Below are 22,968 nucleotides of genomic sequence, written 5' to 3' on the forward strand. Positions count from 1 at the left end.
AGGCTGAAGCCAGCCGCTTATTCAGCAGCCGGTTCCTCGGCAGCCTTCTTCTTGGCCGGAGCCTTCTTCTTGGGAGCAGCTTCAGCCGCTTCCTCGCCCTCGGCAGCAGCCTTTTTCTTGGGCGCAGCCTTCTTCTTGGCGGCAGGCTTTTCTTCCTCGTGGCCGTGGTCGCAGTCGGGACCATGGACGTGGCCGGCTTCGCCTTCTTCGGCTTCGATCGCGGCCTGCAGCTCTTCCTTGGTCACTTCGCGGGTCGTGACTTCAGCCTTGTCGAACAGGAAGTCCACAACCTTCTCTTCATAGAGCGGCGCGCGCAGCTGGGCGGCGACCATCGGTTCGGACTGGACGTATTCGACGAAGCGCTGACGGTCTTCCGGACGATACTGCTGCGCAGCCTGCGATACCAGCATCTGGAATTCCTGCGCGGTGATTTCCACACCGTTGGCCTGGCCGATTTCCGACAGCAGGAGGCCGAGGCGCACGCGGCGCACGGCGATCTTGCGATAGTCTTCCTTCTCGGCTTCGATTTCGGCCAGAGCAGCGGCGGGATCTTCCTCGCGCGCGGCTTCCTGGGTCAGCTGCTGCCAGATCTGGTTGAATTCGGCTTCGACCATGCTGGGCGGCACGTCGAATTCGGCGCCATCGGCCAGAATGTCGAGCAGCTGGCGCTTCATCTGGGTGCGGGTCTGACCTTCGGTCTCGCCTTCCAGCTGACCGCGCAGCAGGCCCTTGAGCTGATCCAGATCGGTCAGGCCCAGGCTCTTGGCAAATTCGTCGTCGATCACGGTTTCACCGGCAACCTTCACCGACTTGACGGTGATGTCGAAGGTGGCCTCCTTGCCGGCGAGGTGAGCGGCCTGATATTCCTCAGGGAAAGTCACGGTGATGACCTTCTCGTCGCCAACCTTGGCGCCGACGAGCTGTTCTTCAAAACCGGGGATGAAACGACCGGCGCCGATTTCCAGCGCGGCGTCTTCAGCCTTGCCGCCGTCGAATTCAACGCCGTCCAGCTTACCCACGAAGTCGATGATGAGCTGGTCGCCGGTTTCGGCTTCCTTGCCTTCTTCGGCATCGCTGAAACGCTTGGCCGACGAGGCGATGCGCGTGACGGCTTCGTCAACGGCTTCGTCCTTGACCGGAACGACCAGCTTTTCCAGCTTGAGGCCGGACAGGTCGGGGGCCGAAATCACGGGCAGCACTTCGAGGCTGACGGTCAGCTCGGCGTCCTTGCCTTCTTCATAGCCTTCGCCCAGCGCGACATCGGGCTGCGTGGCGGGACGCAGAGCGTGGTCGGCGACCAGCTTGTCCAGCGCTTCGCGGATGGTCTGCGAGAGCACATCCTGATGAACCTGCGCGCCAAAGCGCTTCTTGACCAGATTCGCGGGCACCTTGCCGGGGCGGAAACCGGGCAGCTGCACCTGCGGAGCGATCTTGACGACCTCGCTCTCGATCTTTTCGGCAATGACGCCAGCCGGGATCGTCACGGTGAAGCCGCGCTTCAGACCCTCATTGGTGGTTTCGACAATCTGCATGATAATTCAACGCCTTCCCAACTCGCAACTGTCGCTTGCACGGGGCGGAAGACTGGTGCGGGCGAAGGGACTCGAACCCCCACATCTTACGATACTGGTACCTAAAACCAGCGCGTCTACCAATTCCGCCACGCCCGCATGAAGACGAAGCTACGTCAAATTCAGATGGGGGGCCTTAGAGAGCTTGGACCAAAAGGGCAAGCGCCCAAACGCAGATCGCGCGTAAACCGCGTATCGGCGCGCCCTATTGCCGCGTTCAAAGCCCTTAACCGGCAATTTTTACCGTCCAGCAACGGACGAGAAACGCGCCGGGCCTACCTGCGGATCAGGCCTGAGACAACAAACCATACAGGCCGACACGCAGGAGGTGACCATGCTTGACATATTGATGGCGGCAGCCGCGCTGGCCGGGCCCGCCGCCCATTCCGAAACGCTTTCCTATCGCGACCGTGCGATCGACCTTCATTACCGCGCCCATGTCGAATTGCGCACCGAGGCCCGGGGCGTCCATGCGCCCACTCGCGGCCACGAACGCTCATGCCACTGGCAGGCGCAACTGATTGTCGAAAGGCGGCTGGGCGACGGGGCCTTTGCCACCCGGCTGCCGGTGGCCAAAAAGGCGAATGGCACGCTGCACGGCCCCTGCCATGACGACAGCCGCCATGTGCAACAGGCGGCAGGCCGCGCTCTGGGCGATATCAACCACGCGCTGCGTGAGGCGGCCCGTCAGGACCGCCCCACCGTTCTGGCCGAAATAGAAGCGGCCCATCCCCGCTCCACCCAGTAAGCGCTAGAGAGCCAGCCAGCGGGCCAGAACCATCAGCCACGAGCGGGTCTGGCCCATCTGGCCGGCCCCAGAGTGATCAACAACGCCCGCCTCGCACTCCAGACAATAGGCCTGCGCCCCGCGCACCGCCATCAACCGCTGCGCCCCGACCACTGCCGAGGCGAGACGCGTCCGCTGACGCTGGGTCACCATGCCGACCCAATCGAGGGCGGCGTCATCCTCACTGCCCGCTTCATTATCCTGCGCGCCGAACTGGCGCAGGATCTGGTCAACCGGGCTGAGCTCATCGCCCAGCCAGACCGTATGCCATGCGCCATCCTTGATCCCGGCCCGCCCGGCCGCATCGGCAAGCGCCGCATCCAGCCCGCCGAACCCATCGACCAGCCCGATCTGACGCGCGGTGCCGCCATCCCAGACGCGGCCCTGCGCAATGCGGTCCACCTCCTCGGGCGTTTTCTTGCGCGAGGCGGCGACCAGACCGACAAAGCGACCATAGCCCGATTCAATATTGGCCTGTAAAATCTGCTCGATCTCCGGCGTCAGCCCGGTCAACACATCGGGCTGCCCGGCCAAAGGCCCGGTGCGCACACCATCGCCCTTGACGCCCCAGCCCTCCAGCGCGCGCTCGAAACTGGGGATCACGGCAAAGATGCCGATCGACCCCGTAATCGTACCGGGCTGGGCAAAGATTTTGGCGCCCGAGGTCGAGACCCAATAGCCCCCGCTGGCCGCGACATTGGCCATCGAGATCACCACCGGCACCCCGCGCGCCTTTTGCCGCAGGATCGCTGCACGAATGGCCTCCGACCCCGTCACCGACCCACCCGGCGAATCCACCCGCACCACCAGCGCGGCAAGCTTCTGCGTCGAGGCGGCATCAATCAGCTTGGCGATCCGCTCGCCCCCGGCGCTGCCCGGCCCGGCCTTGCCATCGGTGATTTCGCCCGCCACCGTCACCACGCCGATGGCGCGGCCATCCTTTTTGACCGGATGGCCCGCCAGCCATGCCGCCAACGTCGTATGGGCAAAACTGCCCGGAGCGGGGACTTCATCGCCCGCTTTGTCCTCGCCCGCGATCTTGGCAATCGCATCGCCCCATTCGGCCCGCGTGCCGATCTTGTCCACCAGCCCCGCCGCCAGCGAAGCCTTGGCCGCATCCCCGCCCGAGGCCTTGAACCACCCCACCGGATCGGCCACCACCTTATCGACCTGCGCCTTGGGGCGGGCCTTGAGCACATTCTCGCGCCATTGGGCAAAGATCGTGTCGAGCAGCGCTTTGCGCGCCTCACGCGAGGGTTCGGACATCGAATCTCGAATATAAGGCTCGACGAAATCCTTGTACGTCCCCACCCGGAACACATGCGCCGAGATTTTCAGCCGTTCCAGCAGTTTGGCGAAATAGAGATTCTGTCCGCCCAGCCCTTCGACATAAGCGCCGCCCAGCGGGTCGATCCAGATCTCGCTGGCATGGGATGCGATCAGCAGGCCGCGATCCCCCAGCATCGTGCCATAGACCAGCACCGGCTTCCTGGCCTTGCGCACCACATCCATCGCCTCGCCGATTTCAACGGCATGGACAAAGCCCGCGCCGCCGAATTTGCTCATGTCGATGGCCACGGCCTTGATCTTTTCATCGGTGGCCGCCCCGCGCAGCGCGCGAATCACGTCGCGCTCGCGCAGTTCCGGGTCGCCCACATTGCCCGTCAGCACACTTTGCAGATCGGTCTTTTGCAATTCCTCGACCACCGCGCCCTTCATCTCGATGAGCAGTGCCCCTTCACGCAATTGTGGGGCCGCAGGCCGGGCCGAGAGCGCGGCGTACAGCCCGCCGAAAAACAGCAGCAGCAAGGCCAGCACCAGCCCATCCTTGATCGCCACCAGCAGGCGCCACACCGATTTTGCAAAAGCCATGTCTTCTCCGTCGTCTTGCCCCACCCTACGAAGGATTTGCCCAACAGAGAAGTGGACAAAGCATCCCTTTCCTCTTGAGCCGGGCCGGGCACAGGTTTAGAGCGCTCTCTTCAATGACATCAGCAAACTCCTCCAGCCGGAGCCGCTACCCTGCGGGCTCTCTGGCATTCCCGCACCGTGGGCTGCTCGGCCTTGCCGGCCTTGCCCCGCATGAGATCCTCTTTCTGCTCGACGAAGCGGAGCAATGGGTGGAGCTGAACCGTCAGCCGACCAAGCGGGTCGATCACCTGCGCGGGCTGACCATCATAAACGCCTTTTACGAAAATTCGACGCGCACGCTGCTGTCGTTTGAAATCGCGGGCAAACGCCTTGGCGCCGATGTGGTCAATATGTCGGTGGGCCAGTCGAGCGTGAAGAAGGGCGAGACGCTGATCGACACGGCCATGACGCTCAACGCTATGCGCGCCGATGCGATCGTGATCCGCCATGCGTCATCGGGCGCAGTGCGGTTGATCGCGGAAAAGGTCGATTGTCCGGTGCTGAACGCGGGCGATGGCCAGCATGAGCATCCCACGCAGGGCTTGCTGGACGCACTGACCATCAAGCGGGCCAAGGGCAAGTTTGTGGGCCTGAAAGTTGTGATCTGCGGCGATATTCTGCACAGCCGCGTGGCGCGCTCGAACATTCTGGCGTTGACGGCTCTTGGTGCCGATGTGCGCGTATGTGCGCCGCCCGCGCTGATGCCCGCCGATATCGAGCGGATGCGCGTGACGCCTTATTATGACTTTGACGCCGCGCTCAAAGACGCAGATGTCGTCATGATGCTGCGCCTTCAGAATGAGCGCATGACCGGCCAGTTCATCCCCTCGCCGCGCGAATATCGCCATCTTTACGGCCTTTCGGTGGAGCGTCTAGCGCGGGCGGCCGGGGACGCCATCGTCATGCATCCCGGCCCGATGAACCGGGGCGTGGAAATCGACTCCAACGTGGCCGACCTGCCAGGGCGCAGCCTGATTACGACGCAGGTGGAAATGGGCGTGGCGATGCGGATGGCCTGTCTGGAAGTGTTGACTCGAAAAGCGCGCAAGCTGGAGGGCTGGCAATGAAACAGGCAGCTCTGACCATCACCAACGGCCTGATCGTGGGCCGCGAGGGTGCGCCGGTTGCGGGCGCGATCCGCTGCGACGGCGACCGGATCGTTGCCATCGGCACCGATGTCTTGCCGCAGGAAGGCGACCGGGTTGAAGATGCGCGCGGCAGGTTGATCGCGCCGGGTCTGGTCGATCTGGGCGTGTTTGCGATTGATAAGCCCGCGCTGCATTTCGGCGGGATCACCCGCGCGGCGCTGATGCCCGATCAGAACCCACCGCTCGATCGCTCCTCGACGGTGCGCTATGCGGCGCAAAGCGGCAAGCCCGACCTCTGGGTCCATCCGCTTGCCGCCGCCACGCGCGGGCTGGAGGGCAGCGACATCGCCGAGATCGCGCTGATGCGCGATGCGGGCGCCAAGGCTGTGGCCACCGGGCGCCACTGGATCGCCGATTCGGGAACGATGCTGCGCCTGCTGCGCTATTGCGCGATGCTGGGGCTGACCGTGATCGCTCATGCCGAGGACAGCGGCCTGACCGGCAATGCTGTTGCCACGGCCAGCGAGATGGCGACCCGGCTTGGCCTGCCCAGCGCCCCGGTGGAAGCCGAGGCGCTGGCGGTGGCGCGTGACATTGCTCTGGCCGAAATGGCGGGGGCGAAACTGCATTTTCGCCAGATCACCACGCGCGGCGCCTTGGACCTGATCCGGGCGGCGCAAAAGCGCGGCGTGGCAGTATCGGCAGGGGTGACCCCGGCGCACTTCATGCTGTCGGACACGGCGCTGGCCGATTTCCGCACCTTCTGCCGGTTCTCGCCGCCCCTGCGCCGCGAGGATGACCGCAAGGCCGTGATCGAGGCAATTGGCGACGGCACGATCAGCATCATCGCCAGCGGCCACGATCCGCGCGGGCCGGAAGACAAGCGCCTGCCCTTTGCCGACGCAGAACCGGGCATGGCGGGGGCCGAAACGCTCTTGCCGCTGACCATGAATCTGGTGCGCGACGGAGTGATCGATACGGCCGCCGCCTTCCGCCTGCTGGCCACCAATCCTGCCGGGCTGCTGGGCGTGGACGCGGGCGCGCTGGAAGTCGGCCTCCAGGCCGACATCGCCATCATCGACGCGGATCGCCCCTGGATTGTCTCTTCGGACAAGATGGCGGCGGCTGCGGGCAATACCCCGTTTGACGGTCAGGGCGTACAGGGCCGGGTTCTGGCACTGTGGAAGGGCGGCATGAAGGTCGGTTAAACCGCGATTTCGGCCTGTCTGGCCCCCAGCGCGCTTATCGCGTCATCGGGGGCCAGACGGACCTGAAGTCCGCGCTGCCCGCCGTTGATGTAGATACTGTCCCATTCCTGCGCGCTGGCGTCGATCACCACGGGAACCTTGCGGGTCTGGCCAAAGGGGCTGATGCCGCCGATCTTGTAGCCGGTGATCCGCTCGGCATCGGCCGGTTTCATCATCACCGCCTGTTTGACACCCAGCGCAGCGGCGGCCTTTTTCATCGCCACCTCGCGGTCGCTCGGTGCAATCACGCAGGCCGGTTTGCCATCGGCCAGCACCATAAGCGTCTTGAACACCCGCCCCGCCGGTTCGCCAAGAGCCGCCGCAGCGGCCTGTCCGATGCTGTCGGCGTCGGGGTCGTAATCATAGGTGTGCAGCGTGTAGGTCACACCTGAGCGGTCGAGAAATTGCGTTGCGCGCGTTGCCTTGGCCATCGGGCATCTCCTTGGCCCTTGGCTCTATCCGTCCGCCAAACCTTTGACCAGATGCTAAAATTCGCTCCAGTCATCGCCCACGGCCCGCGCAAGGCCGGATGAGCGCTGATGCGCTTCGGGCGCGGGGCGCGCGCGTCTCAGACACCGGGCGGGGTCGGTGCAGCGTGGATTGGCGGCGGAAGGGCACCGGATCATCGCTGCGCTCGCGCCGGACCGCCGCATCGCGGGTGCGGAAACCCGATACCAGTTGCGCCAGTTTCTCGGCCTCCTGCGAGAGATTGCGAGTGGAGGTCGTCGATTGCTGCACCATCGCGGCATTTTGCTGGGTCATGCGATCCATATCGCCCACGGCATCGTTAACCACGCGGATATTGGTCGCCTGTCGCTGCGAACTCTCGGCAATTTCCTCGATCAGGCCGCTGATTTCCGAGACTTTGGCCACAATCCCCTGCAAACGCTCGCCTGTGCGCCCGACCAGATCGACACCCGCCTCGACCTGGGTGGAGGAATTGTGGATCAGGCTCTTGATGTCACGCGCGGCGTCAGCCGTGCGCTGGGCCAAAGCGCGAACCTCACTGGCCACCACAGCAAAGCCGCGCCCCGCCTCGCCCGCGCGTGCGGCCTCGACCCCAGCATTGAGCGCGAGCAGATTGGTCTGAAAGGCGATGGAATCGATCACATTGATGATCTGGCCTATCTGCTGCGAGGATCGTTCGATGGCAGCCATCGCCTCAACCGCATGGGAAACGACATCGCCGCCATCGCTGGCCTGACGGTGGGCCTCCTGCGTGGCGGTGCGCACCACAGCCGCAGTCCGGGCTGAGGCCTGAACCGTTTCGGACACCGCGCGCAACGAGGCGGCGGTTTCCTCAAGGCTGGCCGCCTGCGTCTCGTTCCTGCCGGCCAGATCATCGGCAGCCGCCTTGATTTCCCTGACCGAGCGCATCACCCCGCCCGCCCCCACCCTAACCGTGCCCAGCGCATCCATCAGCGAGGAAACAGAATGGTTGTAATTCCGGCGCAGGGCCTCGTATTCGGGAGGAAAGGCATCGTGCAGGCGATGCTCCAGATCCTTGGCTGCCAATTGGGTCAGCGCGCCGCTCAACGCATCGACCACCTGTTTCTGTTCGACCTGCGCCTGTTTCTGGGCAAGACCGGCCTGACGGAAGACCTCCATGGCCTGCGCCATGATGCCGATTTCATCGCCGCGCTCGCGTCCTTCGGCCTCAAAGGAATAGTCGCCCTGAGCCATGCGCCCCATCGCCTGTGCGGTGACATGCAGCGGGGAGACGATGCCTTGGTCGATGAACCGGCGCGCCATTACAATCGCCCCCACCACCAGCGCCATCATTACACCGACCAGAGCCAATGCCCCAACCACCAGCGGATCGTCGAAACGATGCTCCGCCTCGCGGAAATCGGCGGACATTTTGACCAGCCGCAGGATAGCCTCATGCTGCTTGGCATAGGCCGGGGCCAGTTCCTCATCATAGACCCGGCGCATCGCGGCCTCGTCGCCCATGCGAGCCGCCGGGGCAAAGCGGGCGTTCAGCGCGCTCCAGAAAGCATCGGCATGGGTCTGGCTCTGTTTGAGAACGTCAAGTTGATCGGCCGGGATCGGCGCGGTCTGCCAATAGGCCTTGCGCGCCAGATAGTCCTTTTCCAGCGTGGCCAGATTTTGCAGATGCAGCCCTGCCTGTTCGGGATGGAGCATGGCCTGCGAGGCCTCGAGGCAGGGTTCGACAACATAGGCGGGCGGCGGCAGTATATCGGCCACCAATTCGTCCTGCAGCGCATATTTGCGATAGATCGGCCCGCCATAGCGGATCTCGAAAATCGCGGCCGCCGACAAGGCAATGGCAAGGCCCACGATGGCAAAGATCAGCCGACTGCCGATTCTAGCCTTGTCACCGATCATGCCGTTTCAATCCCGCTGCCTGCACCCGATTGCACAGTAGCAAGGAGTGGTTGGCGCGGCGTAGCGCCCCTCCCTGTTGAAATACCTATCGCCGGGCCAGACCGCGCGCGGGAACAGGAAAGCGGCAGGTTCGCGCGCGAAAACCCTTGCTTTGGGGGCGGATTTCGCTAAGGGCCGCATCTTCTGAAAGTGCGGATTCGCAGCCCGCGCACATGATATGCGAAGAAAGCCGGAGGGGCCCCGCAATCGTGCGGACAAGCCAGCGATCGGTTAACGGATGAAAAGGAAGCTGCCGTGGCTCTCTATGAGCACGTGTTCCTGGCTCGCCAGGATCTGAGCCAAGCGCAGGTTGATGCGCTTGCCGCCACCGCCACCGAGATCATTGAAACCAACGGGGGCAAGGTCACCAAGACCGAAACCTGGGGTCTCAAGAACCTCGCCTACAAGATCAAGCGCAACCGCAAGGCTCACTTTGTGATGCTGAACGTTGAAGCCCCCGCCGGCGTCACCGCCGAGCTGGAGCGCCAGATCGGCATCAACGAAGACATCATCCGTTTCATCACCGTTCGCGTTGATGAACTGGAAGCTGGCCCGTCGGTCCAGATGCGCAAGAACGATCGCGAGCGCAGCCGTCGCCGCGAACGCGAGGAGGCTTGATCCATGGCTCGTGCATTTTTCCGTCGCCGCAAGAGCTGCCCCTTCTCGGGCAAGAACGCTCCCAAGATCGACTATAAGGACATCCGCCTGCTTCAGGGCTTCATGTCCGAACGTGGCAAGATCGTTCCCAGCCGCATCACCGCCGTTTCCGCCAAGAAGCAGCGCGAACTGGGCCAGGCGATCAAGCGCGCCCGCCATCTGGGCCTGCTGCCCTACCTCGTGAAGTAAGGGAGAAAATCCATGCAGATCATTCTCCTCGAACGTATCGAGAAGCTGGGCCACATCGGTGACGTTGTCACCGTGAAGGACGGTTACGCCCGTAACTTCCTGCTGCCCAACAAGAAGGCGCTGCGCGCCAACGAAGCCAACCGCAAGGTGTTCGAAGCCCAGCGCGCCGACATCGAAAAGCGCAACGCTGAAGCCAAGGCTGCGGCCGAAGCCCAGTCGGGCGACGTCGAGGGCAAGAGCGTGGTTCTGATCCGCGCCGCCTCGAACGCCGGCCATCTGTATGGCTCGGTTTCGGTGCGCGACATCGCTGATGGCCTGAACGCCGATGGCGCCAAGGTGACCAAGGCGATGATCGTTCTGGAACGCCCGATCAAGTCGATCGGCATCTACGACGTTCGCGTTGCTCTGCATCCCGAAGTGTCGGTGACCGTCAAGGTGAACGTTGCCCGTTCGCCCGACGAAGCCGAACTCCAGGCCCAGGGCGTCAACGTCTCGGAAGCGCTGTTCGACAACGCTGTGGGTGGCTTCACCGAAGCTTATGACCCGAATGCAGAACCCGGCGAAATCCCGGCGGAGCTGCTGGAAGGCGAAGCGGAAGCCGAATAATCGGTTTTCGCGGGTCTTCGGACTCGAAAGAATCGGGGGGCGTGGGAAACCGCGCCCCCTTTTCTGTGCGTTACTTCTTGATGCGCAGGAAACGCGCGGCATTGTTGTACAGAATATCGCGCTTCTGTTCCGGCGTCAGATAGTCAGCGTTCTGGATTATGCCGATCGAATAGGCCATCAGGCCCGGCCAGAGCAATTGATCGGTGCCGTACATTACGCGGTCGCCAAATCCGCCCTCGACAAGGCGCTGGATATAGCGGTTCACTTCCTTGCGCGGATAGGACCAGATCAGCCCGGCGATATCGACATAGACATGGCTGTTGGCCTGAAGCAGCGTCAGCATGTTTTCGGCCATGGGATAACCGGCATGCATGACCTGCACCCGCAGCTTGGGATGGCGGGCCAGCAGTTCCTCAAGCAGCAGCGGATTGCCCATCGAGCCGCGGAAGGTCGGACGCGAGACATTCGAGCGCCCCGAACCGCCGGTGCCCATATGGATGGCAACCGGGATATCCAGCTTTTCGGCCAGAGCGAAATAGGGCTCGGCGCGCATGTCGCTGGGCGAAATGCCTTCATATTGCAGGCCGATCTCGCCCATCGCCTTGAAACCGTCCTTGGTGAAAGCAACCTCGAGGCGCTTGAGCTGATCGGCCTGATCGGGGGTCGTTACGCTCTTGAAGGCCGTACCGGGGATCACACGCTCGGGCGCGGCGGCCTGCCATTTCTTCACCTCAGCCGGATCGCCGAAGAACACGCCGGTCACATTCAACCGCTTCATCTCGGCCAGCACCTCGGGCATATATTGCCCCTTGGCCGCAGGATAGAGGCGCGGCGTGCAATCCTCCTTCGACCAGCCGAAGGGCGCCTCCGGCCCGTCGGCGGGGTCCGAGGCGAGGAAACGGTCGGCATTGGGGCACATCGGCATGCCCCCGCTGGCAAATTCCCCGGCATGCATATGAACGTCGATCACCGGGCCGGGGTCGCCTGCGGCGTTCTGGGCCATGGCCGAACCAACCATGAAAACGTTACCAAGCATCGATGCGGTTAAAGCGGCTCGCAGGCCCGTCTTGCGCATTCTCTCTCTCCCATGGGATGAAATGTCGGGGCGCCTTCCCTGTTTTGCGCCCGCATCGTCATCCTTGCGCGCCAAACTTACGCCGTCAAGTCAGCCATTTCTTCGCCCCCTCTTGCGGCGCTGCGCCAGTGCGATAGTTTTACCGCCATGAACACAGAGCAAATCATCACCCAATTGAGCGCCATCTATGATGCCGCCGTCGCCACATTACGGTCCGATATCGCGGATTTTGCCGAAAAGGGCACGATCCCGCCCGCCGCGCGGATCGCTGAAAATGCGTGGTGTTATCCTGAATTGCGGGTCCATTATTCGGGACGCGAGACCCATCCCGATGCCAGTCGCGCGTTTGGCCGCCTCAATGACGCTGGCTCCTATGCCACCACCGTCACCAAACCCCATCTGTTTGCGGGCTATCTTGAGGAGCAATTGCTGACGCTGGCCGAGGATTATGAAATCACGGTCGAGGTTGCCCGGTCGAATCAGCAGATCCCCTTTCCCTATGTGCTGGATGCCACCAACGCGACCTCGGCTCGCCCATGGGAATTGGCGCAACATTTCCCGACCACCGAACTGGCGCTGATCGGCGATGAATTGTCCGATGGGCTGGTCGATATGGGGCAGGACGGACAGGTAATGCCGCTGGCCCTGTTCGACGGGCTGCGCACCGATTTCAGCCTCGCCCGCCTGGCCCATTACACCGGCACCAGCCCCAGCCATTTCCAGCGCTATGTGCTGTTCACCAATTATCACCGCTATGTCGACGAATTCGTCGATTGGGCAGGCCAGCAATTGGGCGAGAACGGCTATACGGCGTTGTCGGGCGCGGGCGGGCTGTATCTGACCCAGAAGCATGACAATGCGCGTGTCCTGCTCTCTGACACGGCCTGGCGGCGGCATCAGATGCCCGCCTATCACCTGATCGGTCCAAACCGTAGCGGGATCACCCTCGTCAATATCGGTGTCGGTCCATCGAACGCGAAAACGATCTGCGATCACCTTGCCGTGCTGCGCCCCGAGGCATGGCTGATGATCGGCCATTGCGGCGGACTGCGCGATACACAGAAGATCGGCGACTATGTGCTGGCCCATGCCTATCTGCGCGACGATCACGTGCTCGACCCGGTCTTGCCGCCCGAGATCCCCATCCCCGCCATTGCGGAAGTACAGCGGGCGCTTGAACATGCCGCCGAGATCATTTCCGGCCAGACCGGTGCGAACCTGAAGAAACGCTTGCGCACCGGCACAGTGGTGACGACCGATGACCGCAACTGGGAGTTGCGCTACACGCTCTCGGCTCAGCGTTTCAGCCTGAGCCGAGCGGTAGGCATTGATATGGAAAGCGCGACCATCGCCGCGCAGGGTTATCGCTTCCGCGTTCCCTATGGCACGCTGCTCTGCGTCTCGGACAAGCCGCTGCATGGCGAGATCAAGCTGCCCGGCCAAGCCAACCGCTTTTATGAGGAGGCCATCGCCGCCCATCTGGCCATAGGCACCACCACCGTTGATCTGCTGCGGGCCGAAGGCCAGCGGCTGCATTCACGCAAGCTGCGCGCTTTCCGTGAGCCGCCCTTCCGCTGATCGCACATCACCCGGGCAATAGAAAACCGCCGTGGCATCATCTGCCACGGCGGTTTTCTATTGCGACCTTTGGAAGATCAGCGAGGATTATTCCTCACCTTCATCCGCAGTCAGAACCGGACCCGAGTCCTGGCCCTTAGCGGCCACGTCACGGTCAACCAGTTCGATGATCGCCAGCGGCGCAGCGTCCGATGCACGGATGCCGGCCTTGATCACGCGGGTGTAGCCACCGTTGCGATCCGAATAGCGCGAAGCCAGAACGTCGAACAGCTTAACCAGCTGAGCATCGTCCTGCAGGCGGGCGTGCGCCAAACGACGGTTCGAAAGACCGCCACGCTTAGCCAGCGTGATCAGCTTTTCGAGGTAGGGGCGCAGTTCCTTAGCCTTGGGAACAGTGGTCAGGATCTGCTCATGCTTGATGAGCGAAGCCGACAGGTTGCGCAGCAGCGACTGGCGGTGCTGGCTGGTGCGGTTCAGCTTACGCTGGCCGTACTTATGACGCATTGCATATTCCTTCGCGTTCGTAGGGGGGCCGTTTCAGGTACCCCGATCCAGGCGACATTTGACGGCTGCCGCCAGAACCGTTTGGCGGGGCCGGTTTCCCAGCCCCGCCGAAACTTTTAGCCCAGCAGCTCCTGTTCGAGCTTCTTGGCCATTTCCTCGATATTCTCAGGCGGCCAACCGGGGATATCCATCCCCAGACGCAGACCCATCGAAGAGAGCACTTCCTTGATCTCGTTGAGCGACTTGCGACCGAAATTCGGCGTGCGCAGCATCTCGGCTTCGGTCTTCTGGACCAGATCGCCGATGTAGATGATGTTGTCGTTCTTGAGACAGTTGGCCGAGCGGACCGACAGTTCCAGCTCGTCGACCTTCTTGAGAAGGTAGCGGTTGAGCTGGTTGGTGTCGCCCTCTTCCGGAGCAGCAGCAGCAATGCCGCCAATCATCGGAGCCGCGCCAACCGGAGCGATATCCTCGAAATGGACGAACAGAGCCAGCTGGTCCTGCAGAATGCGCGCAGCATAGGCCACCGCGTCTTCAGGAGCCACCGTGCCGTCGGTTTCCACCGAAAGGCTCAGCTTGTCATAGTCCAGTTCCTGACCGATACGCGCATTGTCAACCTTGTAGCTGACCTGACGCACCGGCGAGTAAAGCGAGTCGACCGGAATGAGACCAATCGGTGCATCAATCGGACGGTTCTGCACCGCCGGCACATAGCCCTTGCCGCTGTCTGCGGTCAGTTCCATGTTCAGCGTTGCACCTTCGTCGAGGTGGCAAATCACGAGGTCCTTGTTCATAACCTCGATATCGCCCGTCACTGCAATATCGCCAGCGCGCACTTCGCCCGGACCGGTGGCCGAGAGCTGCAAGCGCTTCGGACCTTCGCCCTGCATCTTGAGCGCGATCTGCTTCACGTTCAGCACGATGTCGGTAACGTCTTCACGCACACCGGCCAGCGAGCTGAACTCATGCAGCACGTTCTCGATCTTGATCGAGGTGATCGCGGCGCCCTGCAGAGAAGAAAGCAGGACGCGACGCAGCGCATTGCCCAGCGTCAGACCGAAACCGCGCTCCAGCGGTTCGGCGACGAAGGTCGCGCGGCGCTTGGGGTCGTTCCCCGGCTTGACTTCGAGGCTGTTGGGCTTCTTCAGTTCCTGCCAGTTCTTGATGTTGACAGTCATGGACTTCCCCTGATTTCTCTACTGGCGGGAACGACCACGGCGCTCCCGCACGATGCGGGCCGCGGTCGATCCTTGTGGCTGCGCGGACGGCCAAACACCGCCCGCGCAAGCACGATCAGACGCGGCGACGCTTCGAAGGCCGCACACCATTGTGCGGGATCGGGGTCACATCGCGAATCGAGGTGATGGTGAAGCCGACAGCCTGCAGCGCGCGCAGAGCGCTTTCGCGGCCCGAACCGGGGCCCTTGACTTCGACTTCCAGGGTGCGCACGCCGTGTTCGGCGGCCTTCTTGCCGGCGTCATCCGCAGCCACCTGAGCGGCATACGGGGTCGACTTGCGGCTGCCCTTGAAGCCCATCATGCCCGCGCTGGACCAGCTGATCGCATTGCCCTGAGCGTCGGTGATGGTCACCATCGTGTTGTTGAAGCTGGCATTGACATGCGCAATGCCGCTCGAAATATTCTTACGTTCCCGCTTGCGAAGGCGCTGGGGTTCACGTGCCATGGGATCTTATCCTCGTCTTCCGGTCAAACAGATGAAGCTAGCGGGAACCGCTTACTTCTTCTTACCAGCGATGGGCTTGGCCTTACCCTTGCGGGTGCGGGCGTTGGTGTGGGTGCGCTGACCGCGAACGGGCAGGCCCTTACGGTGACGCAGGCCGCGATAGCAGGCCAGATCCATCAGACGCTTGATGTTCATCGCGGTTTCGCGACGAAGATCGCCTTCCACGGTGTGTTCGGCGTCAATGGTTTCACGGATGTGCAGGACTTCAGCGTCCGACAGATCCTGCACGCGACGGCTATGGTCGATGCCCAGCTTGTCGGCGATCTGCTTGGCCTTGAACGAGCCGATACCATGAATGTAAGTCAGCGCGATGATAACGCGCTTGTTGGTGGGGATATTAACCCCGGCAATACGAGCCACTCTTTTCTCCATGCTCCACAGGGGTATGCGGAAGGGCCGCCTCCGATGAAGCAACAGGCCACACACCCCCATCTCAACGCTTTTTCACAATGACAAAGTCAGATCGCCTTGACGGCAAAAAAGCCCGACGGGTGCACAATCATGCGTGCCTCCTGCCGGACTGACCCGTTTTCGACATGTGAAGAGCGCGCCTAGACCGATTCGCCCGACAAGTCAACGCGAGCGATCAAATTTTTGCGGAAAGGTAAACCGGAATTTTCGGCCCCCTCCGCGCTGCGCTCCAAACGGCAAAATCCGCCCTGACCGGCCTGCTGACCGGCCAGGGCGAGAATCACCTTATGCGATAATCCGTTCGATCGCATCGGTGACATGGCCCAGTTCGGCCATGCCATTGACGCGAGAAACAATGCCGCGCGCCTCATAGATCGGCAGGATCGGCGCGGTCTTGGCACGATATTCGGCCATGCGCGTGCGCACCGTTTCCTCATTGTCGTCAGGACGACGCTTGAATTCGGTGCCGTTGCACTTGTCGCAAACGCCAAAGGCCTTGGGCTGCTCGAACTTGTCGTGATAGCCCTTGCCGCAATTGGCGCAGGTAAAGCGGCCCGTGATACGCTCGACCAAAGCATCTTCATCAACGTCCAGCTCGATCACATGATCCAGCTTGCGACCACGCTCGCCCAGAATAGCGTCCAGCGATTCGGCCTGCGCAGCAGTGCGCGGATAGCCGTCGAAAATCGCACCCGCTTCCGGCCCCATACTGTCCAGCTCTTCGCCGATCAGCGCCGAAACAATCGCGTCGGAAACCAGTTCGCCGCGCTCCATCACCGCCTTGGCCTCAAGGCCGACGGGCGTGCCCGCCTTGACGGCCGCACGCAGCATGTCGCCGGTCGAAAGCTGGCGGAAGCCATGACGCTCAACGAGGCGTTGGGCCTGGGTGCCCTTACCGGCTCCCGGCGGTCCAAGCAGAATGATATTCACCGGTCTCTCCCCTCCGTTCAGACCATCGAAGCGGCGCGCGTTAGCGCATCCGCCCCTTGAGTTTCGCCTTCTTGATCAGATCACCATATTGGTGAGCCAACAGATGCGACTGGATCTGGGTGATGGTATCGACGGTCACGTTCACCACGATCAGCAAACTCGTGCCGCCGGCCACCACCAGCCGCAGCCCGGTTTGCTCCATGAAGAACTCGGGCACAACACATACTATGGTAATATAGGCAGCGCCGATTACCGTGATTCGCGTCAGAACATAGTCGAGATAGGTCGACGTGTTCTTGCCCGGACGGATGCCCGGAATGAAGCCGCCGTTGCGCTTGAGATTATCGGCCGTCTCTTCCGGATTGAACACCACGGCGGTGTAGAAGAAGCAGAAGAACACGATGCCCAGCGCGTAAAGCGCCATATACAGCGGCTTGCCGTGGCCCAGATACTGGTTGAGCGTGACAATCACATTGCCCAGCGTCGAATCGGGCGCGACCGACTTGCCGGCAAATTGCGTGATGGTCAGCGGCAGCAGCAGCAGCGAGCTTGCAAAGATCGGCGGGATCACGCCCGCAGTGTTGATCTTGAGCGGCAGATGACTGCGATCGGCCTGCATCATGCCGTTCTGAGTCGCCCGCTTGGGATACTGGATCAACAGGCGGCGAGTGGCGCGCTCCATAAAGCTGATGAACAGGATCATGCCGACCACCAGCGCCACCATCGCAAAGATGGTCAGGCCGTTGACCGACCCCGAACGCCCACCTTCAAACAGCTGGATGAAGAATTGCGGCATCTGGGCCACAATACCGGCCATGATGATCAGCGAGGTACCGTTGCCAATACCGCGGCTGGTGATCTGTTCGCCCAGCCACAGCAGGAACATCGTCCCGCCGATCAGCGAAATCACCGCGCAGACGCGGAACAGCATGCCCGGAATAACCACAGCCTGAAGCCCGGCGGAAGTGCCGTAAGCCTCAAGACCCGAAGCGATCGCCCAGCCCTGAATCGCGGTCAGCAGCACCGCGCCATAGCGCGTCCACTGGTTCAGCTTCTTGCGCCCGCTCTCGCCTTCCTTCTTCAAGGAAGCCAGCGCCGGATGCAGCGAAGCGGCAAGCTGCACGACGATCGAGGCCGTGATATAGGGCATGACGCCAAGCGCGATGAGGCTCATGCGCTCAAGGCTGCCGCCCGAGAAAGTGTTGAAAATGTCGAGAATGCCACCCTGCGTCTTGGCGTAAAGCTGCTGGAGCACCAGCGGATTGACGCCCGGAAGCGGGACAAAGCTCAGAAAACGAAAGACAATCAGCGCCCCGACGGTGAACCAGATGCGGCTCTTGAGTTCCGTCGCCTTGTTAAAATTGGCGAGACTGAGTGTACTGGCGATATTATCGGCGCGCGATGCCATAGGATTGCTCAAACCCTGACCCTGGCCGCCAAAATGGGCGGCGGACCTTTACCCATAGGTGGGAAAGGATAAGGACTGCGGGCGGGGATACAACCCCCGCCCGCAAGCCCAAACCAAATTACTCGGCAGCTTCAGCCACGGCCGGCACTTCGACCGAACCGCCAGCAGCTTCGACAGCCGACTTGGCACCGGCCGACACGCCGGCAACCTTGAAGCTAACCTTGGCGCTGAACACGCCCTTGCCGAGCAGACGCACGCCGTCCTTGCCGCCACGAGCCAGACCGGCGCCCTTGAGCGCAGCGTGATCCACAACAGCCGAGATGTCGAGCTTGCCGGCGTCGATCGCCTTCTGGACCATGCCCAGGTTCACTTCAGCATAGTCCTTGCCAAACGGGTTGTTGAAACCACGCTTCGGCAGACGCATGTGAAGCGGCATCTGACCGCCTTCGAAGCCATTGATCGACACGCCCGAACGCGCCTTGGCACCCTTCTGACCGCGGCCAGAGGTCTTGCCCTTGCCCGAACCGATGCCGCGGCCGACGCGGATACGACGGTGGCGGGCGCCAGCATTGTCACGGATATCATTCAACTTGGTCATATTCTGCACTCGCTTTCGCTTTTATCGCGCTTGATGGAAGGCGCGCCCTTAGGCGAAATGCGCCGCCCTGTCACCCTTTTTCCGCGTCGCGCCCCGCTCCGGACTATTGTGCTGCAAGATCCGTCAGTTGCCGAAGGTCGCACACATTCAGGCAAGCGAACATTGACACCAGTACGGCCCTGCACCCCAAAATCGGGGCGTCCACCATCTCCATGATGTCAGGCAAGCATGCTCTATGGCGCAGCACGAGGACCAGCGCGTTACCGCAATTATTCCGGCCTCGCTAATCTATGCAAGCGCACTTTATTCATACAGAACCGCAAACAAGCTAGGTGCGATCAACTGGAATGTCCACGTCCAGCCACCCAGACATTCATGCCCCCCCCTCCCTCATCAGGCCCCAGCAAATGACCACAAGAAAAGGCCCCGGATCACTCCGAGGCCTTGTCCTGTGCTTCAACCTGAAAGCCCGGGGTCGATCAGTCGACCACGGCCACCAGGTGGGGCAGCTTGGCGATCGTGCCGCGAACTTCGGGGGTATCCGTCAGTTCGACAACGCGATTCATCTTGTTGAGGCCCAGACCGATCAGCATCTTGCGCTGAGCTTCGGGGCGACGGATCGGCGAACCGATCTGCTTGATCTTGATGGTTGCCATTGCGCTTACTCCGTAATCGCAGCGGCAGCAGCTTCAAGCTGCGCCTCAGAGTGGTGATGCCCATCGCGGTTCAGCAGGTCGGTGACCTTCTTGCCGCGACGCTGCGCCACCGACTTCGGGCTCGACTGGTTGGTCAGAGCGTCGAAAGTGGCGCGGATCATGTTGTAAGGGTTCGAGGTGCCGACCGACTTGGTCACCACGTCATGAACGCCCAGGCTTTCGAAGACAGCGCGCATCGGGCCGCCAGCGATGATGCCCGTACCGGCCGGGGCCGAACGCACGCTCACCTTGCCGGCGCCGAAATGGCCCTTACCGTCGTGGTGAAGGGTGCGCGCTTCCTTGAGGGGAACGCGAACCATCTTCTTCTTGGCCGAGGCAGTCGCCTTGGTGATGGCTTCAGGCACTTCGCGAGCCTTGCCATGACCAAAGCCAACGCGGCCCTTGCCATCGCCGACCACGACGAGAGCAGCAAAGCCAAAGCGCTTACCGCCCTTCACGGTCTTGCTGACGCGGTTGATGTGAACGAGCTTTTCAATCAGCTCTTCACCCTGTTCCTCGTCATTCTTGCCGCGACGGTCATCGCGGCGACCACGACCGCGGCCTTCGCCACGCTCGCCATCACGTCCGCGACCACGACCACGACGACCTTCACGCTCGTTGCCCTCGGGAGCGGCTTCGGCGCCGACAACGGCACCGGTTTCAAGGTTGGTTTCGTCAGCCATTGTCAGAACTCCAGCCCGCCTTCACGGGCGGCATCGGCCAGCGCCTTGACGCGGCCATGGAACAGGAAACCGCCGCGATCGAACACGACAGTGGTGACGCCAGCGGCCTTGGCGGCTTCCGCCAGTTCCTTGCCCACAGCAACAGCGGCATCGACATTGGCGCCGATATCCTTGCTGCCCTTCTTCAGCGACGAAGCCGAAGCGAGGGTACGACCAGCGGCATCGTCGATGATCTGGGCGTAGATGTGGCGACCCGAACGGTGCACCGACAGACGAGGACGCCCACCGGCACGAGCCTTGAGAGCGGTGCGAACGCGCCGACGACGGCGCTCGAACAGAGACAGCTTGGCCATTACTTCTTCTTCCCTTCCTTGCGGAAGATGAACTCGCCAGCGTACTTGATACCCTTGCCCTTATAGGGCTCGGGCTTACGCCAGCGACGGATCTCGGCCGCAACCTGACCCACCTTCTGCTTGTCGATACCGGAAATCAGGACCGTGGTGTTGTCCGGGGTCTTGATTTCGATGCCTTCGGGAACGTCGAAGTTGACGTCATGGCTATAGCCCAGCTGAAGCTTGAGCACCTTGCCCTGAGCGGTGGCGCGATAGCCCACACCGGTGATCTGCAGGGTCTTGGTGTAGCCTTCGGTCACACCGGTGATCAGGTTCGAGACGAGCGTGCGCTGCATCCCCCAGAACGCGCGAGCCTGCTTCGTGTCGTTGGCGGGCTTCACCAGGATGGTGTCGCCGTCGACAGCATAGCTGATTTCGTCACGCAGGTTCAGCGTCAGCGCGCCCTTGGGGCCCTTCACGGACAGCACGCCGTCGGCGATATTCGCCGAGACGCCCGCCGGAATGGCAACAGGCTTCTTACCAATGCGGCTCATTAGAACACCTCCGCCAGCACTTCGCCGCCGACGTTGGCAGCGCGCGCTTCGGCATCCGAAAGCACGCCGCGAGGCGTCGAGACGATGGTGATGCCAAGGCCGTTACGCACCACGGGCAGTTCCTTGCTGCCCGAGTACACACGGCGACCCGGCTTGGAGACGCGAGCGAGATGCTTGATCGCGGGCTCGCCTTCGAAATATTTCAGCTCGATGCGCAGCTGCGGATGGGCGCCGGTGGCGTCCTCCGAATAACCACGGATATAGCCTTCGCGCTGGAGCACTTCGAGAACGCGCGAACGCAGCTTCGAAGCCGGCGAAAGGACGGAATCCTTCTTCGCCTGCTGGCCGTTGCGGATACGGGTGAGCATATCACCCAGAGGATCGGTCAATGCCATCGCTTTGTTCCTTACCAGCTCGACTTCGTCACGCCGGGGATCATGCCCTTATTGGCAAGATCACGCAGCTCAACGCGGCACAGGCCGAACTTGCGATAGTAGCCGCGCGGGCGGCCGGTGGTTGCGCAACGGTTGCGCACGCGGGTCGGGTTCCCGTTGCGGGGAATCTCGGCCAGCTTCAGGCGGGCAATCAGACGCTCGGTTTCATCAGCCGATTCATCGTCAGCAACAGCCTTCAGCTTCGCGTACTTAGCTGCGTACTTCTTGACGAGGGCCTTACGGCGCTCGTTCTTGTTGATCGAACTCAGTTTCGCCATGGACTTAAGCTCTCTTTCTCAATCTTGCTCGCTCACGCCGCCTGCTTGGCTTCGGCGGTGGCAGTGAACGGGAAACCGAAGAGACGCAGCAGTTCGCGCGCTTCCTCGTCGGTCTTGGCCGAGGTGGTGACGATGATGTCCATGCCACGCACCTTATCGATCTGATCGTAGCTGATTTCCGGGAAGATGATCTGCTCTTTCAGACCCATGGCATAGTTGCCACGGCCGTCGAAGCTCTTCGGATTCAGGCCACGGAAGTCGCGGATGCGGGGCATCGCGATCGTGATCAGACGGTCAAGGAATTCATACATGCGCTCGCGACGCAGCGTGACCTTGCAACCGATCGCCATGCCTTCACGCAGCTTGAACTGCGCAACCGACTTCTTGGCGCGAGTCACAACCGGCTTCTGACCGGCAATGGCTTCCATTTCGGCGGCAGCGGTCTGGACCTTCTTACGGTCCTGCGTGCCTTCACCCACACCCATGTTGAGCGTGATCTTTTCGATCTTCGGGATTTCGAGCGCGTTCTTATAACCAAACTTTTCCGTCATCGCAGCAGCGATTTCGGCGTCATACTTGGTCTTGAGACGCGGAGTGTACTTATCAGCCATCGATAGCCTCCCCGGACTTCACGGCCACGCGGACCTTCTTGCCGTCCTTTTCCTCGAAGCGGATGCGGGTAGCCGCACCGGTCTTCGGATCGACGAGACCAACCTTGCTGATAGCCATCGGCGCTTCGCGGCGCTCAATGCCACCCTGCGGATTCACCTGGGTCGGCTTGCGGTGACGGGCAGCGACGTTCACGCCGGCAACCACAATCTTGCCTTCCTTCGGCAGGACGGACAGAACCTGGCCGGTACGGCCCTTGTCCTTGCCCGAACGGACGATCACATTGTCGCCCTTCTTGATCTTAGCAGCGGACATTACAGAACCTCCGGAGCCAGCGAGATGATCTTCATATAGCCCTTGGCGCGCAGTTCGCGAACCACGGGGCCAAAGATACGCGTGCCGATGGGCTCAGCGTTCTTGTTGATCAGCACAGCCGCGTTACCGTCGAAACGGATAACCGAACCGTCGGGACGGCGAACGTCCTTGCGGGTACGAACGATCACCGCACGGTGAACGTCGCCCTTCTTGACCTTGGCGCGCGGCTGGGCTTCCTTGATCGACACCACGATGATGTCGCCAACGCCAGCGGTACGACGCTTCGATCCGCCCAGTACCTTAATGCACTGGACACGCTTGGCGCCGCTGTTGTCAGCAACGTCAAGCTGGGATTGCATCTGGATCATGGATCCGGT

At 62.1% G+C, this 22,968-nt stretch carries 28 protein-coding genes and 1 tRNA gene; 7 read left to right on the forward strand and 22 right to left on the reverse strand.

The genetic code is table 11. From position 1 onward, the window contains the following. Positions 1–17 precede the first annotated feature (17 nt). Positions 18–1,532: a trigger factor gene (tig, locus tag BGP00_RS15150; RefSeq protein ID WP_168603798.1), complete on the reverse strand. Its 1,515-nt coding sequence runs from the start codon at positions 1,530–1,532 to the stop codon at positions 18–20. 53 nt (positions 1,533–1,585) lie between these two features. Next, positions 1,586–1,670 (reverse strand) — tRNA-Leu (locus BGP00_RS15155). 235 nt (positions 1,671–1,905) lie between these two features. Here BGP00_RS15155 and BGP00_RS15160 point away from each other — a divergent pair. Further along, entirely contained in the window at positions 1,906–2,319 is a 414-nt protein-coding gene (locus BGP00_RS15160; RefSeq protein ID WP_292690979.1) for a hypothetical protein, read from the forward strand. A gap of 3 nt (positions 2,320–2,322) precedes the next feature. On the opposite strand, the gene sppA is transcribed toward BGP00_RS15160, so the two are convergent. Next, entirely contained in the window at positions 2,323–4,230 is a 1,908-nt protein-coding gene (gene sppA / locus BGP00_RS15165) for a signal peptide peptidase SppA (protein WP_292690977.1), read from the reverse strand. Positions 4,231–4,343: 113 nt separating this feature from the next. Here sppA and BGP00_RS15170 point away from each other — a divergent pair, with 113 nt between their 5' ends. Both BGP00_RS15170 and BGP00_RS15175 read left to right on the forward strand, forming a co-directional pair. Then, a complete protein-coding gene (locus tag BGP00_RS15170) occupies positions 4,344–5,336 on the forward strand; it encodes an aspartate carbamoyltransferase catalytic subunit (RefSeq protein WP_292690975.1) in 993 nt (330 codons plus the stop codon). Next, complete coding sequence (locus tag BGP00_RS15175) at positions 5,333–6,565, forward strand: dihydroorotase family protein (RefSeq protein ID WP_292690973.1); 1,233 nt, start codon at positions 5,333–5,335, stop codon at positions 6,563–6,565. The genes BGP00_RS15170 and BGP00_RS15175 overlap by 4 nt, the downstream gene beginning before the upstream one ends. Here BGP00_RS15175 and ybaK read toward each other — a convergent pair. Together ybaK and BGP00_RS15185 are read right to left on the reverse strand one after the other, a co-directional pair. Beyond that, the gene (gene ybaK, locus BGP00_RS15180; protein WP_292690972.1) at positions 6,562–7,035 is read right to left on the reverse strand and encodes a Cys-tRNA(Pro) deacylase; all 474 of its coding nucleotides are present in this window, start codon (positions 7,033–7,035) and stop codon (positions 6,562–6,564) included. The two genes, BGP00_RS15175 and ybaK, sit on opposite strands and share 4 nt — an antisense overlap. 70 nt (positions 7,036–7,105) lie before the next feature. Further along, positions 7,106–8,953: a HAMP domain-containing methyl-accepting chemotaxis protein gene (locus BGP00_RS15185; protein ID WP_292690970.1), complete on the reverse strand. Its 1,848-nt coding sequence runs from the start codon at positions 8,951–8,953 to the stop codon at positions 7,106–7,108. 294 nt (positions 8,954–9,247) lie between these two features. Between BGP00_RS15185 and rpsF the strand changes: the two genes are divergently transcribed. Genes rpsF through rplI form a run of 3 tightly spaced genes read left to right on the forward strand, consistent with a single transcriptional unit; the run spans position 9,248 to position 10,444 of the window. Next, a complete protein-coding gene (gene rpsF, locus BGP00_RS15190) occupies positions 9,248–9,610 on the forward strand; it encodes a 30S ribosomal protein S6 (RefSeq protein ID WP_168603805.1) in 363 nt (120 codons plus the stop codon). Between the two features lie 3 nt (positions 9,611–9,613). Then, positions 9,614–9,838 carry a 30S ribosomal protein S18 gene (rpsR, locus tag BGP00_RS15195; RefSeq protein ID WP_127710389.1) on the forward strand — a complete coding sequence of 75 codons (225 nt, stop codon included), beginning with the start codon at positions 9,614–9,616 and terminating at the stop codon, positions 9,836–9,838. Between the two features lie 12 nt (positions 9,839–9,850). After that, the gene (rplI, locus tag BGP00_RS15200) at positions 9,851–10,444 is read left to right on the forward strand and encodes a 50S ribosomal protein L9 (RefSeq protein WP_168603806.1); all 594 of its coding nucleotides are present in this window, start codon (positions 9,851–9,853) and stop codon (positions 10,442–10,444) included. A 70-nt stretch (positions 10,445–10,514) separates the two neighbouring features. On the opposite strand, the gene BGP00_RS15205 is transcribed toward rplI, so the two are convergent. After that, positions 10,515–11,462, reverse strand: a complete 948-nt coding sequence (locus BGP00_RS15205; RefSeq protein WP_292924886.1) for an amidohydrolase family protein — start codon at positions 11,460–11,462, stop codon at positions 10,515–10,517. Positions 11,463–11,666: 204 nt separating this feature from the next. Here BGP00_RS15205 and BGP00_RS15210 point away from each other — a divergent pair, with 204 nt between their 5' ends. Continuing rightward, the gene (locus BGP00_RS15210; protein WP_292690963.1) at positions 11,667–13,097 is read left to right on the forward strand and encodes an AMP nucleosidase; all 1,431 of its coding nucleotides are present in this window, start codon (positions 11,667–11,669) and stop codon (positions 13,095–13,097) included. A gap of 87 nt (positions 13,098–13,184) precedes the next feature. On the opposite strand, the gene rplQ is transcribed toward BGP00_RS15210, so the two are convergent. The 16 genes from rplQ to rplN all read right to left on the reverse strand — a co-directional run bounded on the left by rplQ (position 13,185) and on the right by rplN (position 22,959). Continuing rightward, positions 13,185–13,601: a 50S ribosomal protein L17 gene (gene rplQ / locus BGP00_RS15215; RefSeq protein WP_168603809.1), complete on the reverse strand. Its 417-nt coding sequence runs from the start codon at positions 13,599–13,601 to the stop codon at positions 13,185–13,187. Between the two features lie 116 nt (positions 13,602–13,717). Continuing rightward, positions 13,718–14,779: a DNA-directed RNA polymerase subunit alpha gene (locus BGP00_RS15220; RefSeq protein WP_168603810.1), complete on the reverse strand. Its 1,062-nt coding sequence runs from the start codon at positions 14,777–14,779 to the stop codon at positions 13,718–13,720. A 115-nt stretch (positions 14,780–14,894) separates the two neighbouring features. Next, positions 14,895–15,284, reverse strand: coding sequence for a 30S ribosomal protein S11 (gene rpsK, locus BGP00_RS15225; RefSeq protein ID WP_168603811.1), 390 nt, complete (start codon positions 15,282–15,284; stop codon positions 14,895–14,897). A gap of 51 nt (positions 15,285–15,335) precedes the next feature. Next, entirely contained in the window at positions 15,336–15,704 is a 369-nt protein-coding gene (gene rpsM / locus BGP00_RS15230) for a 30S ribosomal protein S13 (RefSeq protein ID WP_168603812.1), read from the reverse strand. A gap of 336 nt (positions 15,705–16,040) precedes the next feature. Then, on the reverse strand, positions 16,041–16,685 hold the full coding sequence (locus BGP00_RS15235) for an adenylate kinase (RefSeq protein ID WP_168603813.1): 645 nt from the start codon (positions 16,683–16,685) through the stop codon (positions 16,041–16,043). Between the two features lie 40 nt (positions 16,686–16,725). Beyond that, entirely contained in the window at positions 16,726–18,093 is a 1,368-nt protein-coding gene (gene secY / locus BGP00_RS15240) for a preprotein translocase subunit SecY (protein ID WP_183622345.1), read from the reverse strand. 118 nt (positions 18,094–18,211) lie between these two features. After that, positions 18,212–18,691, reverse strand: a complete 480-nt coding sequence (gene rplO / locus BGP00_RS15245; RefSeq protein ID WP_168603814.1) for a 50S ribosomal protein L15 — start codon at positions 18,689–18,691, stop codon at positions 18,212–18,214. 479 nt (positions 18,692–19,170) lie between these two features. Further along, positions 19,171–19,347: a 50S ribosomal protein L30 gene (gene rpmD, locus BGP00_RS15250; RefSeq protein WP_168603815.1), complete on the reverse strand. Its 177-nt coding sequence runs from the start codon at positions 19,345–19,347 to the stop codon at positions 19,171–19,173. 5 nt (positions 19,348–19,352) lie between these two features. Beyond that, positions 19,353–20,069 (reverse strand): 30S ribosomal protein S5, encoded by a 717-nt coding sequence (gene rpsE, locus BGP00_RS15255; protein WP_168603816.1) that lies wholly within the window; start codon positions 20,067–20,069, stop codon positions 19,353–19,355. Positions 20,070–20,071: 2 nt separating this feature from the next. Then, a complete protein-coding gene (gene rplR / locus BGP00_RS15260) occupies positions 20,072–20,422 on the reverse strand; it encodes a 50S ribosomal protein L18 (RefSeq protein WP_168603817.1) in 351 nt (116 codons plus the stop codon). Then, positions 20,422–20,955, reverse strand: a complete 534-nt coding sequence (rplF, locus tag BGP00_RS15265) for a 50S ribosomal protein L6 (RefSeq protein WP_273616991.1) — start codon at positions 20,953–20,955, stop codon at positions 20,422–20,424. The genes rplR and rplF overlap by 1 nt, the downstream gene beginning before the upstream one ends. Then, entirely contained in the window at positions 20,955–21,350 is a 396-nt protein-coding gene (rpsH, locus tag BGP00_RS15270; RefSeq protein WP_168603819.1) for a 30S ribosomal protein S8, read from the reverse strand. The genes rplF and rpsH overlap by 1 nt, the downstream gene beginning before the upstream one ends. Positions 21,351–21,361: 11 nt before the next feature. Continuing rightward, on the reverse strand, positions 21,362–21,667 hold the full coding sequence (rpsN, locus tag BGP00_RS15275; protein WP_168603820.1) for a 30S ribosomal protein S14: 306 nt from the start codon (positions 21,665–21,667) through the stop codon (positions 21,362–21,364). A 32-nt stretch (positions 21,668–21,699) separates the two neighbouring features. After that, positions 21,700–22,278, reverse strand: coding sequence for a 50S ribosomal protein L5 (gene rplE, locus BGP00_RS15280; protein ID WP_168603821.1), 579 nt, complete (start codon positions 22,276–22,278; stop codon positions 21,700–21,702). Further along, positions 22,271–22,591, reverse strand: a complete 321-nt coding sequence (rplX, locus tag BGP00_RS15285) for a 50S ribosomal protein L24 (RefSeq protein ID WP_168603822.1) — start codon at positions 22,589–22,591, stop codon at positions 22,271–22,273. Before rplX ends, rplE begins: the two co-directional genes overlap by 8 nt. Then, complete coding sequence (rplN, locus tag BGP00_RS15290) at positions 22,591–22,959, reverse strand: 50S ribosomal protein L14 (RefSeq protein WP_110869606.1); 369 nt, start codon at positions 22,957–22,959, stop codon at positions 22,591–22,593. Before rplN ends, rplX begins: the two co-directional genes overlap by 1 nt. Positions 22,960–22,968: the final 9 nt, after the last annotated feature.

It is taken from the genome of Novosphingobium sp. 63-713 (assembly GCF_001898925.1).
Classification (GTDB): Bacteria; Pseudomonadota; Alphaproteobacteria; order Sphingomonadales; family Sphingomonadaceae; genus Novosphingobium.